This window comes from Streptomyces sp. NPDC006624 (assembly GCF_040611555.1).
In the GTDB taxonomy this organism is placed as follows: Bacteria; Actinomycetota; Actinomycetes; order Streptomycetales; family Streptomycetaceae; genus Streptomyces.
Map to the genome: position 1 here is coordinate 240,662 of NZ_JBEXOM010000005.1, position 14,507 is coordinate 255,168.

At 75.5% G+C, this 14,507-nt stretch carries 14 protein-coding genes; 10 read left to right on the forward strand and 4 right to left on the reverse strand.

The window, feature by feature from the left end; genetic code table 11:
- Positions 1-154 precede the first annotated feature (154 nt).
- Positions 155-1,042 carry a universal stress protein gene (locus tag ABZY20_RS11855; RefSeq protein ID WP_356440201.1) on the reverse strand — a complete coding sequence of 296 codons (888 nt, stop codon included), beginning with the start codon at positions 1,040-1,042 and terminating at the stop codon, positions 155-157.
- A 210-nt stretch (positions 1,043-1,252) separates the two neighbouring features.
- On the opposite strand from ABZY20_RS11855, the gene ABZY20_RS11860 reads away from it, so the two are divergent.
- The 3 genes from ABZY20_RS11860 (at position 1,253) to ABZY20_RS11870 (ending at position 3,257) form a co-directional block, all read left to right on the forward strand.
- A complete protein-coding gene (locus ABZY20_RS11860; protein ID WP_356440204.1) occupies positions 1,253-1,855 on the forward strand; it encodes a hypothetical protein in 603 nt (200 codons plus the stop codon).
- A gap of 89 nt (positions 1,856-1,944) precedes the next feature.
- Positions 1,945-2,232, forward strand: coding sequence for a dsRBD fold-containing protein (locus tag ABZY20_RS11865; RefSeq protein WP_356440207.1), 288 nt, complete (start codon positions 1,945-1,947; stop codon positions 2,230-2,232).
- Between the two features lie 32 nt (positions 2,233-2,264).
- Positions 2,265-3,257: a nitroreductase family protein gene (locus tag ABZY20_RS11870; protein WP_356440209.1), complete on the forward strand. Its 993-nt coding sequence runs from the start codon at positions 2,265-2,267 to the stop codon at positions 3,255-3,257.
- A gap of 24 nt (positions 3,258-3,281) precedes the next feature.
- On the opposite strand, the gene ABZY20_RS11875 is transcribed toward ABZY20_RS11870, so the two are convergent.
- Positions 3,282-5,075, reverse strand: coding sequence for a thiamine pyrophosphate-requiring protein (locus tag ABZY20_RS11875; RefSeq protein WP_356440212.1), 1,794 nt, complete (start codon positions 5,073-5,075; stop codon positions 3,282-3,284).
- A gap of 242 nt (positions 5,076-5,317) precedes the next feature.
- Here ABZY20_RS11875 and ABZY20_RS11880 point away from each other — a divergent pair, with 242 nt between their 5' ends.
- From ABZY20_RS11880 to ABZY20_RS11895, 4 genes are all read left to right on the forward strand, one after another.
- A complete protein-coding gene (locus tag ABZY20_RS11880; protein WP_356440215.1) occupies positions 5,318-6,109 on the forward strand; it encodes an RNA polymerase sigma factor SigF in 792 nt (263 codons plus the stop codon).
- Between the two features lie 157 nt (positions 6,110-6,266).
- Positions 6,267-6,947 (forward strand): hypothetical protein, encoded by a 681-nt coding sequence (locus tag ABZY20_RS11885; RefSeq protein WP_356440218.1) that lies wholly within the window; start codon positions 6,267-6,269, stop codon positions 6,945-6,947.
- Positions 6,948-7,223: 276 nt separating this feature from the next.
- Positions 7,224-8,471 carry an aminotransferase class I/II-fold pyridoxal phosphate-dependent enzyme gene (locus tag ABZY20_RS11890; RefSeq protein ID WP_356440221.1) on the forward strand — a complete coding sequence of 416 codons (1,248 nt, stop codon included), beginning with the start codon at positions 7,224-7,226 and terminating at the stop codon, positions 8,469-8,471.
- Positions 8,468-9,550, forward strand: a complete 1,083-nt coding sequence (locus tag ABZY20_RS11895) for an MBL fold metallo-hydrolase (protein ID WP_356440224.1) — start codon at positions 8,468-8,470, stop codon at positions 9,548-9,550. Before ABZY20_RS11890 ends, ABZY20_RS11895 begins: the two co-directional genes overlap by 4 nt.
- On the opposite strand, the gene ABZY20_RS11900 is transcribed toward ABZY20_RS11895, so the two are convergent.
- Positions 9,536-10,174 carry a VTT domain-containing protein gene (locus ABZY20_RS11900; protein WP_356440732.1) on the reverse strand — a complete coding sequence of 213 codons (639 nt, stop codon included), beginning with the start codon at positions 10,172-10,174 and terminating at the stop codon, positions 9,536-9,538. The genes ABZY20_RS11895 and ABZY20_RS11900 overlap by 15 nt on opposite strands.
- A gap of 35 nt (positions 10,175-10,209) precedes the next feature.
- Positions 10,210-10,983 carry an MBL fold metallo-hydrolase gene (locus ABZY20_RS11905; RefSeq protein ID WP_356440227.1) on the reverse strand — a complete coding sequence of 258 codons (774 nt, stop codon included), beginning with the start codon at positions 10,981-10,983 and terminating at the stop codon, positions 10,210-10,212.
- Positions 10,984-11,066: 83 nt separating this feature from the next.
- Between ABZY20_RS11905 and ABZY20_RS11910 the strand changes: the two genes are divergently transcribed.
- The 3 genes from ABZY20_RS11910 to ABZY20_RS11920 all read left to right on the forward strand — a co-directional run bounded on the left by ABZY20_RS11910 (position 11,067) and on the right by ABZY20_RS11920 (position 14,355).
- Positions 11,067-11,468 carry a hypothetical protein gene (locus ABZY20_RS11910; protein WP_356440230.1) on the forward strand — a complete coding sequence of 134 codons (402 nt, stop codon included), beginning with the start codon at positions 11,067-11,069 and terminating at the stop codon, positions 11,466-11,468.
- 244 nt (positions 11,469-11,712) lie between these two features.
- Positions 11,713-13,788 (forward strand): phage holin family protein, encoded by a 2,076-nt coding sequence (locus tag ABZY20_RS11915; RefSeq protein WP_356440233.1) that lies wholly within the window; start codon positions 11,713-11,715, stop codon positions 13,786-13,788.
- Between the two features lie 138 nt (positions 13,789-13,926).
- Positions 13,927-14,355 (forward strand): OsmC family peroxiredoxin, encoded by a 429-nt coding sequence (locus ABZY20_RS11920; protein WP_356440236.1) that lies wholly within the window; start codon positions 13,927-13,929, stop codon positions 14,353-14,355.
- Positions 14,356-14,507: the final 152 nt, after the last annotated feature.

A 14,507-nucleotide genomic window follows, 5' to 3' on the forward strand; every position in this document is an offset into this window, starting at 1 on the left:
CGACGGGAGGGGTGGGTGGGCGTGGACGGCAGTGGGGCCGGCACCGGCACCGGCGCCCTCCACACCCCCGGCGCGCCCGCACCCGCCCCCAGCACCCGGAACGTCCCCCCACCCCCACCCCCTCCAGCGCCCGCACCTCACAGCCCTCCCACCCTCACCACCCCCCGCCCCGCCCACCCTCACCCCTCACACGATGCTCCCCCCGCACCACCGCCACCGGGCAGTGCGCATGGTGGAGGACCGCCTGGCTGACCGATCCCAGCAGCAGGCCGGTGAAACCGCCCCGGCCTCGCGCTCCGACCACCACCAGCTGGGCGGACCGGCTCGCCTCGATGAGCGTCTCGCGCGGGCCCCCGCGCACCACCTCATGCCGCACAGGCACGTCCCCGTAGCGCTCCCGGCGGCCCACGAGCGCCTCCGACAGCAGCCGACGCTCGCGCCCGGCCGGTGCCGCCGGGTCCGGGTGCGGCGCTGCCGCACCCGGGGACACCGGCCCCGGCGCGCCGCCGACGGTGTGCACCGCCACCAGCGGCACCTCGCGCAGCGCGGCCTCGGCGAACGCGAAGTCGACGGCCCGCTGCCCCGCGGCCGACCCGTCGACGCCCAGCACGACCGGCCCGCCGGGCCGCGGCGGCCCGCGTACGACGAGCACCGGGCAGGAGCCGTGCGCCGCCAGATGCACCGCCGTCGATCCCACGAGCAGCCCGGCGAGACCACCCCTGCCCCGGGAGCCGATCACCACCAGTAGGGCGGCGCGCGACTGCGCCTCCAGGACCGTCACCGGCTCGGCCGCGACCACGACATGCCGGGTCTCGACCCCGGGAGCCTCCGCCCGCGCCCGGTCCACCGCCTCGGCGACGACACGGTCGGCCCAGGCCCGCCGGCCGTCCTGCGGCGGCGGACCCGCCCACGGCACCGGGCCGCCGCACGCGTGCACCACCCGCAACCCGGCGCCGTGCAGGCGCGCCTCCCGCGCCGCCACCGCCACCGCGGTCAGGCTCGACGCCGAACCGTCCACGCCCACCACCACGAGACCGCTCACCCTGGCCCCCTCGTGCAGATGCCGACACGGGTCCACCTCCAGGTTCGCCCCGACGCCGCCGCACCGCGCCGGGGGAGCGGCCGCGCGGCGGCGCGGCAGGGCCGGTTCGCGCACGCGCAGGGACTTCCGGCCCTGTGACCGCGGTCCGCCCGCGTCCATGGTGGGAGCAGGAGGTGGAGAACGGATCGGACAGTCGCCGGAGGCCCGCTCATGAGTACGCGAGGATCGCCCCACCCACCCGGCCCGCCCGCGCCGCACGGGCAGCACGGGACCCCGGGGCCGAACCCGCTCAGGCGTCCGTCCGACCGGTTCGAGGCCTGGTTCCGCCGCTTCCTGATGCTCGTCCTCGTCGTGGGGCTCCCCCTGACGGCGATCGGCGTGGGGCACACGGCGTACGAGTCGTCGATGCGCACCGTGCACGAGCAGACCGCGCAGCGGCACGAGGTCGGCGCCCGGCTGACCGCGGACGTGCCGGGCGACAACGAGATGGCCAAGCAGCCCGCATCGGTCCGCTGGACGGACCGCGGCGTCCTCAGGACGGCGACGGTGCCGGTGCGGCCGGGGACGTCCGAGGGCGCCACCATACGGCTGTGGGTCGACCAGGACGGTCACGTCACCGGTCCGCCGGCGAACTCCGTCACCGCCTGGACGACCGGCGTCTTCGCCGGCGGCATGGCCGCGCTGGGGCTGGCCGTGTGCCTCGGGGCGACCCGCGGCGGCGTCAGCCTGGTCGTGGACCGCAGGAGGTACGCGCGGTGGGACGCCGAGTGGGAGCTGGTGGAGCCGCAGTGGTCCGCACGCTTCCGCCGCTGACGGGCGCGGGAGGCCGGCGCGCGGCGCGCCGGCCGGCGCGACGACGTACGTCCGGACGCCCGGTCCGGACCGGGACGAGGAGGACGGCGATGCCGCACACGGAGGAATGGAGGGTCCGGCTCCACCTGTTCGAGGACGACCGGGGAGGGACCGAGGCACAGGTGGTGCTCGACACCGGCACCACGACGATCACCGGCCGCGGCAGGGCGCACCGCCACCCGGCGGACCCGGACGTGCCGGAGATCGGTGAGGAACTGGCGGCCGGCCGGGCCGTACGGGACCTGGCCCAGCGCCTGCTGGACGCCGCCGAGCGCGACATCGAGGGCGTCGGCGCGGCACGACCGCGCACCCGGCATGCCCTCGCATGGCCCCTGTGACCGGTACGGCCCGAGCCCCGAGGGAGGGTCCCATGAGCGGACACCGGCTGTCCGACGCGGACGTGGCGGCGCTGGTCCGCGACGCCGCCGCAGCCCCGTCGATGCACAACGCACAGCCCTGGCGCTTCCGTTACCACCGGCGCGAGCACACCTTCGAGGTCCGGGCCGACTTCGGGCGCGCCATGCCGCACGCGGACCCCGACACCCGCGCCCTGCACCTGGGATGCGGCGCGGCCCTGCTGAACCTGCGGGTCGCGCTGGCCCACGCGGGGTGGCGCACGGAGACCCTGCTGCTGCCCGACCCCACCGACCGGGCCCTGCTGGCGACCGTCCGGCTGACCGGCCGGGACGGCGACCCCGGCGGCCTGGCCGCGCTGCATCCCGCGATCCCCCGGCGGCACACCAACCGCTACCCCTTCGAGGAGCGGGACATCCCGGCGGACGTGCGCTCGGCCCTCGCCGCCGCCGCGCAGGCCGAGGGAGTGACCCTGGCCTTCCCCTCCTCGTGGCATCTGCAGGAGGTGCTGGAACTCGCCCGGGAGGCCGAGACCCGCAACCTCACCGACCGGGGCAGCGACGAGGACCTCGCCCGGTGGACCCGGGGCGGTGCCCCGCAGGAGAGCACCGCCGGTGACGGAGTCCCGTCCTACGCCTTCGGCCCGCGCCTGCGCGGAGGAAAGGCCCCGATGCGCGACTTCGCCGGGACGCGGCGGACGCCGGGCCGGGCGGCCACGGACTTCGAACGCAACCCCCACCTGGCCCTGCTGAGCACCCCCCGCGACCACCCGGAGGACTGGCTGCGCGCCGGGCAGGCCATGGAACGGGTCCTGCTGCTGGCCACGCTGGAGGGACTGTCCGGCTCCTTCGCCACCCAGCCCCTCGAATGGACCGACCTGCGCTGGCCGCTGCGCGACCCCGTCACCGGAAGGGGCTGCCCCCAGATGGTGCTGCGCCTGGGCTACGGCCCGCCGGTCCCCGCCACCCCGCGCCGCCCGGTCCCGGACATCGTCGAGATCCTGCCCTGAGGGACCACCGGCCGGTGCGCCCCGCTACTTCCTCTGCCGCCCCGGCAGGAACTCCTGCACCTTCGCCTTGAAGCCCTGCTTCACCATCGACTCCCGGTCCGCGTCGCCCTTCAGGATCGACGCGGCCGTCGACTCCATCTGCTCCCACGTGGCGTGCGGCGGGACCGGCGGGACCGCCGGGTCCGTGAGGAACTCGACCACCGCCGGGCCGTCCGCCTCCAGCGCGGCCCGCCAGCCCGCCTCGACGTCCTCCGGCTTCTCCACGCGGATGCCGGTCAGCCCCAGGGAGCGCGCGAACGCCGCGTACTGCACGTCCGGCAGTTCCTGCGACGGCAGGAACGACGGCGCGCCGCCCATGGCCCGCAGCTCCCAGGTGACCTGGTTCAGGTCGTGGTTGTTCCACACCCCGACCACCAGCCGCGGATCGTCCCACTGGTGGCGGTACTTCGCCGCCGTGATCAGCTCCGCCATGCCGTTCATCTGCATCGCCCCGTCCCCGACCAGCGCGATCGCGGGCCGGTCCGGGTGCGCGAACTTCGCGCCGATGACGTAGGGCACCCCGCAGCCCATCGTCGCCAGGGTGCCGGAGAGCGACCCGCGCATGCCCGGCCGCATCGTCACGTGCCGCGCGTACCAGTTGGCCGTCGAGCCCGAGTCGGAGGTGACGATCGCGTTGTCCGGCAGCAGCGGGTCCAGCGCCCGGGCCACGTACTCGGGGTTGATGGGATCGGCCTCGATCGCCGCCCGGCGTTCCATCACGTCGCGCCAGTGCGTCACGTTGTCGCACACCGTGTCGTACCACTCGCGCCCGCGCCCGCCCTCGATCAGCGGGATCAGCCGCTCCAGGGTGGCCTTCGCGTCGCCGATCAGGTTCACCTCGTACGGGTAGCGCATCCCGACCATGTGCGGGTCGATGTCGATCTGCACCCCCCGGGCCTTGCCGAACTCCGGCAGGAACTGGGAGTACGGGAACGACGAGCCGATCGTCAGCAGCGTGTCGCAGTCCCGCATCAGCTCGTACGACGGGCGGGTGCCCAGCAGCCCGATCGAGCCCGTGACGTAGGGCAGTTCGTCGCTGAGGACGTCCTTGCCGAGCAGCGCCTTGGCGACGCCCGCGCCGAGCAGCTCCGCCAGGCGCTCCACCTCGGCCCGCGCGCCGGCCGCGCCCTGGCCGACCAGGATCGCCACCTTGTCACCGGAGTTGAGGATCTCGGCGGCCCGGCGCACCGAGTCCTCGGACGGCACGGCCGTCCACGAGCCCCGGTCCAGGCTGGAGGGCACCATCTTGAACTCGTGCGTGGGCGGGCTGTAGTCGAGCTCCTGCACGTCGCCGGGGATGATGACCGCGGTCGGGCAGCGGCGCGCGTAGGCGGTGCGGATCGCCCGGTCCAGCACGTTCGGCAGTTGCTCCGGCACCGTCACCGTCTCCACGAAGTCCGAGGCGACGTCCTTGAACAGCGTGTGCAGGTCCACCTCCTGCTGGTAGGAGCCGCCCATCGCGCTGCGGTGCGTCTGGCCGACGATCGCCAGCACCGGCACATGGTCCAGCTTGGCGTCGTACAGCCCGTTCAGCAGGTGGATCGCGCCCGGACCCGACGTCGCCACGCACACCCCGAGACGGCCGCTGAACTTCGCGTAGCCGACCGCCTGGAACGCGGACATCTCCTCGTGCCGCGACTGCACGAAACGCGGCTCGTTCTCGGCCCGGCCCCAGGCGGCGAGCAGGCCGTTGATGCCGTCACCCGGATAGCCGAACACGTGCTCCACCCCCCACTCGCGGAGCCTGTGCAGGACGTGGTCGGCGACCTTGGTGCTCATGTACGACCTCCCGGACGGTGAGGGACGGGGCCACCCGTACGAGTCACCGCGCGTTCCCGCCGGAAACCTGCGCGGGGTTTGGGCCCGGGGGCGCAGGGCAGGCGCACATGAGTGCTTCGGACAGGAGGCACGTCCGTGGGACCGGCGCCGAGCGCCGTCACCCGGGCGGCCCCGTCCCGCAGCGGATGCGCTCCCACGGTGACCGTCCATCCAGAGCACCTATCAGGGGATCGCGAAGCACTATGCCGACACGCACGAGCACCAAGCACTCCCACGACGACGCCCCCGACACCGCCGAATCCTTCTCCCGGCTCGGCTCGATGCCCGACGGGCCCGGGCGCGACGCCCTCCGCGACGAGATCGTCGAAGCCTGGCTGCCGATGGCCGACCGCATCGCCGGCCGCTTCCGCAACCGCGGCGAGAGCCTCGACGACCTGCGCCAGGTCGCCGCCCTCGGCCTGGTCAAGGCCGTCGACCGGTACGACCCGGAACGCGGCCACGCCTTCGAGAGCTACGCCGTACCGACCGTCACCGGCGAGATCAAGCGGCACTTCCGCGACCACATGTGGACGCTGCACGTACCCCGTCGCGTCCAGGAGCTGCGCAACCGTGTGCGCGTCGCCTCCCAGGAGCTGTCCCAGACCATCCCGGGCCGCCGCCCCACGGTGGCCGAGATCGCCGCGCACGCGACGATGAGCGAGGAGGACGTCCGGGCGGGTCTGGAGGCCCTGGACAGCTTCTCGGCGCTCTCCCTGGACGCGGAGCTGCCCGGCAGCGAGGACGGGTACTCCCTCAGCGACGCTCTGGGGTCCACGGACCCGGCGCTGGAGACGGTCGTGGACCGCGAGGCCGTGAAGACGCGGCTCGCGGAGCTGCCGGAGCGGGAGCGGACGATCCTCTACATGCGGTTCTTCTCCGACATGACGCAGAGCCGGATCGCCGAGGAGCTGGGGATCTCCCAGATGCACGTGTCCCGGCTGATCAGCCGGTGCTGCGGGCGGGTCCGGGATCAGGTCATGCGGGACGCCGCCTAGCCGGGCCCGGCGCGCCGGTGCGGCCCCGCACGCGCGGGCGGGCGCGCCGTCACCCGGTCGGCGGGCGCCGTCCCGCTAATGGGGTCCGGTTGCGCGCGGGCCCGCCGCGGGCGGGCTGTCATGGCAGAGGGGCATTGCTACCGAAGGAGTCCCCTCCATGCGCCGCACCCTGCACGCCGTGTCCGCGGCGGTCCTCGCCGGAACCGCCCTCCTGGGGTTCGCGCCCCTCGCGTCGGCCGAACCGTCCGCCGAGGTCGCTCCCGCCACCGTCGAGCCCGGCGGGACGGTGACCGTCTCCGTCACCTGCGACCCGACCGGAGGGCCGCCGCCCGACAGCATCGACGCCACTTCCCAGGCCTTCGACGAGGGCACGGTGCCGCTGCGCCTGGTCACCGGCGACGACCACAAGGTGTCCGGCCCGGCCTACCGGGGCACGGCGCGGATCGCCTCCGCCGAGAACTTCGAGGGCGACCCGGACGCCCCGGGCGAGAGCTCCGCGTGGTCCGTCGACGGGACCTGCCCGGCCGCGCACGGCGGGGAGGGCAAGCAGTGGAGCACGACGTTCACGGTGACCCACCGCCCCGGTCACCACAAACCCTCCCACCGGCCCACGCACCACCCCTGCCCGGAGCCGACCCACCACCCCCGGCCGCACCACCCGCAACCGCACCACACCGACTGCGGCGCGGCGGCCGTCCAGCGCGGGGTGCGGGCCGGTGACGGCGGTGCCTTCAGCGACTCCGTGCCGGCGCTGGTCGCGGGCGGGGTGCTGATCGCGGGCGCGTGCGGCGCCGCCGTGCACCGGCTGCGCAACCGGGAGAGCGACCCCGGCCGCTGACCGGCCCCGCCGCCTCGGCGGCCCGCGGCTTCCCCGGACCGGCCCGGTCAGGCCCGGTCAGGCCCGGTCAGGCCCGGCCCGGCCCGGCCCGGTCAGGCCGCGACCGTCCCTACCCGGCCGTGACCGTCCCTGCCACGGCTGTGACCCATGGGGCGGCGGCACACGGGGTACTCGATCACCCGAGGGTGTGAGCGCACCGCGATCACCCCGGGCACCGGACGGCACACGCGCCGAGGGCGACGGAACACGGCGGCACCAGGCACTGCGGAGGTACGGATGCGGCGGACGGACCCGGAAGGCCACGGCCCCGTCCGCTTCGGGCCGCCGCTCCCCGAGGACGGGCTGCCCGTACTGCCGGAGCTGTCCGCCGTGCTGGCCGCTGCCGCGTCCCGCGGCGACCACGAGCCGGTCGGCGGCGGCACGGCCCTGCGGGAGGCCGCCTGCGGCTACTGGCGGCGGCGTGGACTGCCCTGCGAACCCGGGCGGGTGGCCGCCGCACCCGGCGCGCCCGCCCTGCTGCTCGCGCTGACCGCCGCGCTCGGCGGCGACGTGCTCGTGCCGAGGCCCTGCGCCGCCTGGTGGGCGCCGTACGCCCGCCTGCTGGGACGCCCCGCCTTCCACGTGCCGACGCCGCCGGAGAGCGGCGGCGTGCCCGACCCGTACGCGCTGCTGGAGACCGTGCGCCGGGTCCGCGCCGAGGGCGGCGACCCGCGGCTGCTGGTGCTGTCCGTCGCCGACGACCCGACCGCGAGCGTCGCCCCGCCCGAGCTGCTGCACGAGACCGTGGAGGCCGCCCAGGGCGAGGGCCTGCACCTGGCCGCCGACGAGACCTGGCGCGACACCCTGCACGACCCGCACGACACCGTGCTGCTCAGCCCCGCCGAGATGCTGCCGGGCCGGGTCACCGTCGTCAGCGACCTGGCCGGTGCCCTGCTCCCGCCCGGCTGGCCCGCCGCCGTGGCCCGCTTCCCGGCGGGGGAGGAGGCCGACGGCCTCCACGCGCGCGTGCTCGACGTCCTCACCGCACTCGACGCCCGCGTCGCCGCCCCGGTCGCCGCGGCGGCCGGGTACGCCCTCGGGGAGCCCGAGCCCGTCACCGCGCGCGTGGCCGCCACCGTGCGCCTGCACGCGCGCCTGGCCGCCGAGGCGCACTCCGCCGTCGTCGCCGCCGGCGCCCTCGCCCGGCCCCCGCGGGCCGGCCGCCACCTGTACGTCGACCTCACCCCGCTGCGCCCCGCCCTGCCCGCGCACGGCGTCGGCGACGCACAGGAACTGGAGGACTTCCTCTCCGCCCGCCTCGGCATGCCCGCACCGGGCGGCCACCGCTTCGGCGACGATCTCGAAGCCCCGCGCGTGCGGCTCTCGACCGGCGCACTGGTGTCCGGCTCCGACCCGGAACGCGCGGAATGCCTCACCTCGCCCACGCCGTTGGAACTGCCGCACGTGCAACGGGCGTTGATCCGTCTGAAGTCGGTCTTCGACGATCTCCGCGACGACGCTCAGCGATGGGAGCCTCCGCGATGACGCAGCAGTCCGAGTCGACCACCACCGGCGCGACCACCACCGGCCCGACCACCGGCACGACCACCCGGGAAGCCGCCGGCCCGCCTCTCCGGTCTCCCCTCGCCGCCCCGTACCCGCCCCTGGCCGAGCCCCGGCCGCTCGCCGAGCGGAGAGTGTGGCCGCGCACCTTCCACGACCGGCTGACCGCCCCGCTGCCCGGCCTGAAGGCCATGGCACGCTTCGCCCGCGAAGGCGCGGTGCGGCCGGGCCCGGAAGGCCTGGCCGACATCCCCCGCCTGCCCTACGCCCCGGCCCCGCTGCCCCGCGTCGGCCGGCGCGCGGTGGCCGTCACCTGGGCCGGGCACGCCAGCTGGGTCGTGCGGATCGGCGGGCTGACCGTCCTCACCGACCCGGTCTGGTCCCGCCGCATCCTCGGCACCCCGGCCCGCGTCACCCCCGTCGGCGTGCCCTGGGAGGACCTGCCGCGCGTCGACGCCGTCGTCATCAGCCACAACCACTACGACCACCTCGACGCCCCGACGCTGCGCAGACTCCCGCGCGACACCCCGGTGTTCGTCCCGGCCGGGCTCGCCCGCTGGTTCCACCGCCGCCGCTTCACCCGCGTCACGGAGCTCGACTGGTGGGAGGCGGCCGAACTGGACGGCGTCCGCTTCGACTTCGTCCCGGCCCACCACTGGTCCAAGCGCACCCTCACCGACACCTGCCACAGCCTCTGGGGCGGCTGGGTGCTCACGGACCGGGACGGGCGGCGGGTGTACTTCGCCGGTGACACCGGCTACGGCCACTGGTTCTCCCGCATCGGCCGCCGCTACCCCGGCATCGACCTCGCGCTGCTGCCCATCGGCGCCTACGACCCCCGCTGGTGGCTCAGCGACGTCCACTGCGACCCGGAGGAGGCGGTCCGAGCCGCCCAGGACCTCGGCGCGGCCCGGATGGCACCGATGCACTGGGCGACCTTCGTCCTGTCGGCGGAGCCGGTCCTGGAGCCGCTCACCCGCGTCCGGGCGGCCTGGGACAGCACGGGCCTGCCCCGGGAGAACCTGTGGGACCTCCCGGTGGGCGCCTCACGGGTGCTGTGACCCCCGGGCGTACCGCACCCGCCGCAGCACGGCCGGCACCGCGCTGACGACCAGCGTCAGCCCCACCGCCGCCAGCACCCCCTGCCACGGCTCGTCGAACAGCGACCCGCCGAGGATCCCGATCAGCTGGTACGTCAGGGCCCAGGCCAGACAGGCCGGAAGGTTCCCCCGGGAGAACCTGCGCAGCGGCCACTTCGCGAGCAGACAGGCCAGCATCACGGGGATACGGCCGGCGGGCACCAGCCGGGACAGCACCAGCACGGCCACCCCGTGGTCGGCCAGCTTCCCCTGCGCCTGCTCGAGCCGGTCCTCCGGCGCCCGTGCCCGCAGCGCCTCCAGCCACCGCGACCCGTTCTTCGACGTCAGCCCCCGCCGCCCCAGCCAGTACAGCGTCCCGTCCCCCAGGAACGCCGCCATCGAGGCCGTCACGAACACCAGCGCCAGGGAGACCGGCGCCGTCTGATGGAGCGCGACCACCGCCGCCGAACTCACCAGGGCCCCCGTCGGGATCACCGGCACCAGCGCCCCGATGAGGACCAGAAGGAACAGCGTGGGATAGCCGAGCGCCCGCTGCGTGGACTCCGGCACCACGGCCGCCGGTGTGACGGCCGACGCCGCCAGCAGGGGCGCGACGACGTGCGCCACGGGCCCGGACCAGATCACCGTGCGCCCCCCAGGGACACGCTCTCCCCGTGCTCCAGGCGGTGCACCGCGACGCCGGGTGCGCGCAGGGCCGCCAGCCGGACGAACTCGTCGCCCGGCGCGTGGAATTCGTGGGGGCGCACGGCGTCCATGCCGATCGGCCAGTACGTGCCGTAGTGCACCGGCACCGCACTGCACGGCGCGAGCCGCGCCAGCGCCTCCGCCGCCCGGCCCGCGTCCAGGTGCCCCTCGCCCAGGTACGGCCCCCAGCCGCCGACCGGCAGCAGCGCCACGTCGACCGGCCCGACCTCCTTGGCCATCTCGTCGAACAGCCCGGTGTCCCCGGCGAAGTACGTCCGGGCCTCGCCCGCCACCACATAGCCGAGCGCGGGGGAGCGGTGCCGTCCCAGCGGCACCCGCCGCCCGTCGTGCCGCGCGGGCACCGCCCGTATGACGACGTCGCCGACCGCGGTCTCGTCGCCCGGGGCCACCTCGCTGATCCGCAGGTGCGTGAGCCGGCGCAGACCGGGGACGGCCCGGCGTGCGCCCCGGGGCACGAGCAGGCGCGTGCCCGGCGCCAGGCGCATCAGCGACGGTACGTGCAGGTGGTCGGCGTGGAGATGCGAGACGAGGGCGACGTCCGCGTGGTGCGCGCCGGGGGGCGGCAGGGCCCCGCGCCGGCGGCGCAGGTGCGCGAGCCGGCGTGCGAACAACGGATCCGTGAGCACGCGTACGTTCGAGTCCTGGACGGTGCAAGTGGCGTGACCCCACCAGGTGATCTCCACCGGCACTTCTTTGCCTCCTTCGCGCGACTCCCCGAAGCCTACGTGCAGGAGTAGGGTCGGCGGCGAAACCGGAGGTGAGGGGGGACGCCATGGGGCCGGTCCGGGTCACGGCGATCGCGAGTCTGACGCCGCTGGAGGAGCTGGACGACGACCCGTTCCTGGTCGACTCCCGGAGCCAGCACGCGATGTGCGCCCGCTGGGCCGCCGAGCGGGGATACGTGATCAGCCGGGAGTTACTGGTACGCGGGCTGCGGCCCGACCACGGCGCCCTGTGGGACGGCGTCCGGCCCGGTCGCGACGTGTTCGTGGCGCCCAGCCGCCGGGTCCTGGAGAGCGCGCTCGCGTCCGTGGAGGAGTTCACCGCGGAGTGCGCGCGGCGCGGGGTGCGGGTCGAGACGGTGGGCCACGCGGAACCGGCCTACGACGCGGCGATGAAGGCGTGCGTGCACCGCCGGCTGTCCATGCCGACGGCCGGTTACGACGGACGCTGACGAACCGGCCGGGCGCACCGCAAGCGGTCCGCGCGGTGACGGCACCCACTCGCCGAGGAGACCTGGGGGTCAGGAGACCGGCATGGTCGCGCCCCCGGTGAGCACGAGACAGCGGTGGGCACGGGGAGACGTCCCCCGCCGGTGGCGGCGTGCCGGGGACAGGCGGCCGTCCGACAGGCGTTGAGAGACTGTACGGAGAAGCCCGCGACGACGACGGCGGGCCGGGACGTGAAGGTGGCTGGACGTGCGGGGCGTGCGGTGGCGGCGGGTCGCGAGTCAGGTGGGGCGGAGCGTCGCCGTGTGGGCGGTCTCCACGCTCACCATGCTGGTGCTCGCCGGGATCCTGCCGGATTTCCGGCTCCGCTCGGAGAGCGGCGACAGCGCGACCGACATCGCCGTCACGGCGGCTGTCGGCGCAGGTGCCTTCGGTCTGCTCTCGGCCCTGGTGTGGCCGCTGCTCGTCCGGCTGCTGCTCCTCGTCCCGGCGCTGGTGCTCGGCCTGCTGGTGTTCTTCCTCAACGGCGCCCTGTTCCTGCTCGCCCTGCGCCTCACCCCCGCCGAGCAGGGCACCGCCGCCCCGCAGACCGCCGTCGTGGTCGCCGCCGTGATGTCGGCCGTGGCGTCCGCGACCGGCGGCGCCCTCGCCGTGCGCGACGACGACGCCTACCGCCGCAGGCTGTACCGCCTCTCCGGCCGCCGCCGCCGCAGATCCGGCCCGCCCGGTCCGGCCAGCCCCGGCACCCTCTTCCTCCAGCTCGACGGCGTCGGCCACGACGTCCTGCTCGACGCCGTGGAGAGAGGCCTGATGCCCACCGTCGCCCGCTGGCTGGACGACGGCGACGGCACCGGCCCCACTCACCGGCTCACCCCGTGGCGCACCGACTGGTCCAGCCAGACCGGCGCCAGCCAGCTCGGCATCCTGCACGGCAGCAACCACGACGTGCCCGCGTTCCGCTGGTACGAGAAGGACACCCGCGAGGTCGTCGTCTGCAACCGCCCGACCAGCGCCGCCGAACTGCAGCGCCGCGCCGTCGGCTTCGCGGGACACGGCGGGCTGCTCACCGTCGACGGCGCCAGCCGCGGCAACCTCTTCAGCGGCGGCGCCGACGAACAGGCCCTCGTGCTGTCCATCACCACCCGCCGCCGCGGCCCGGAGAACCGCTCCCGGTCGGGTTACTTCGCCTACTTCTCCGACCCGGCCAACGCCGTGCGCACCGCCCTGTCCTTCGTCGCCGAGGCCGGCCGGGAGATCGCCCAGTCGACCCGGGCCCGGATGCGCAAACAGCGCCCCCGGGTCTCCCGGGCGGGCCTCTACCCGTTCATCCGGGCCTTCGCGACCGTCATCGAGCGGGACGTCGTGGTCGCCGCCGTCATGGGCGACATGCTCACCGGGCGCACCGCCATCTACGCCGACCTCGTGGCCTACGACGAGGTCGCCCACCACTCCGGCCCGGCCAGCGGCGACGCCCGGAAGGTCCTCGCCCGCCTCGACCGGTCGCTCGCCCTGATCGAGAACGTCGCCGAGCACGCCCCGCGCCCCTACCGCATCGTCGTGCTGTCCGACCACGGCCAGAGCCCCGGTGAGACCTTCCGCTCCCGCTACGGGCTCACCCTCGGCGACCTCGTGCGGGCCGGCTGCGGGCTGCACGTGCCGCGCAGGGCCGAGCGCACCCGCAGCGGGGCGGAGGCCCGGGCCGCCGTCCGGGCCGCGCTGCGCCGCCCGGTGGAGGAGGCCGGCGAGCAGCACCACCCGGTGCGCCGCGAGGAGCCGATCGTGCTGGCCTCCGGCAACCTCGGCCTGGTCTCCTTCCCGGACGTGCCGCACCGGATGAGCAAGGAGGAGATCGACGCCCGCCACCCCGCCCTGCTGGCGACCCTCGCCAACCACCCCGGCGTCGGCTTCCTGCTGGTCCGCAGCGAAGAGCACGGCGGTGTCGTCCTCGGCGCGTACGGCGCGCAGATCCCGCTGGCCGACCTCGACGACGAACCCGGTCCGCTCGCCCCGTTCGGCCCCGGCGCCGCCGACGCGGTGCGCCGCACGCACTCCTTCCCGCACACCGCCGACATCATGGTCAACTCCTTCCACGACCCGTCCGACGGCGAGGTCCTCGCCTTCGAGGAGCAGATCGGCTCCCACGGCGGCCTCGGCGGCGCCCAGGGCAGGCCCTTCCTGCTGTCGCCGCTTGACCTGTCCGCGCCCGTGCCGGACGGGGCCGAACTCGTCGGCGCCGAGCGCGTCCACCGCGTCCTGCGCCGCTGGCTGCGCGAGTCCGACGGGCCCCAGGTGCCGCTGGAGACGAGCGAGGAACGCGCCGCCTGACTTGGCGCGTCCACGGCCGCGGCGGCCTGCCGTTCGGTGCCGGAGGCCCGGTCTTGCGGGTGAGCCGATCCGGAGTGTGATCGGATGGTGCCCAGGAACCCGGTCATGGTTCCGGATACTCATCGAAAGGATGCGTTCATGGCAGCCACGCGCTCCGCCCACACCGTCTGGGAAGGCAACCTCTTCAAGGGCAACGGTGCCGTCACCTTCGACTCCTCCGGCATCCTCGCCGAGCAGCCGGTCACCTGGGCCGCCCGCACGGAGGAGCCGGGCGGGAAGACCAGCCCCGAGGAGCTGATCGCCGCGGCCCACTCCAGCTGCTTCTCGATGGCCTTCTCCAACATCCTCGACAAGGCCGGCACCCCGCCGACCAGGCTGGTCACGTCCGCCGACGTCACCTTCCAGCCCGGCGAGGGCATCACCGGCATCCACCTCACCGTCGAGGGCACCGTCCCCGGCATGGACGAGGAGGCCTTCCTCGCCGCCGCCGAGGAGGCCAAGGTGGGCTGCCCGGTCAGCCAGGCCCTCAAGGCCACGCCGATCACCCTGACCGCGAAGCTCGCCTGACCCCCTCCGCGGCACGCCGCGCGGGCGCCCCGACGGGGGCGCCCGCGCGAGCGCCGGCAATCCCCGCCGAGGGTGCCGCGGCGGGGCGGCTCGTGCGGGTCGTCGGCGGCTCCCCGGCCGGGGCTCCCGGACGGCCCGCCTCGTCCGCCCGC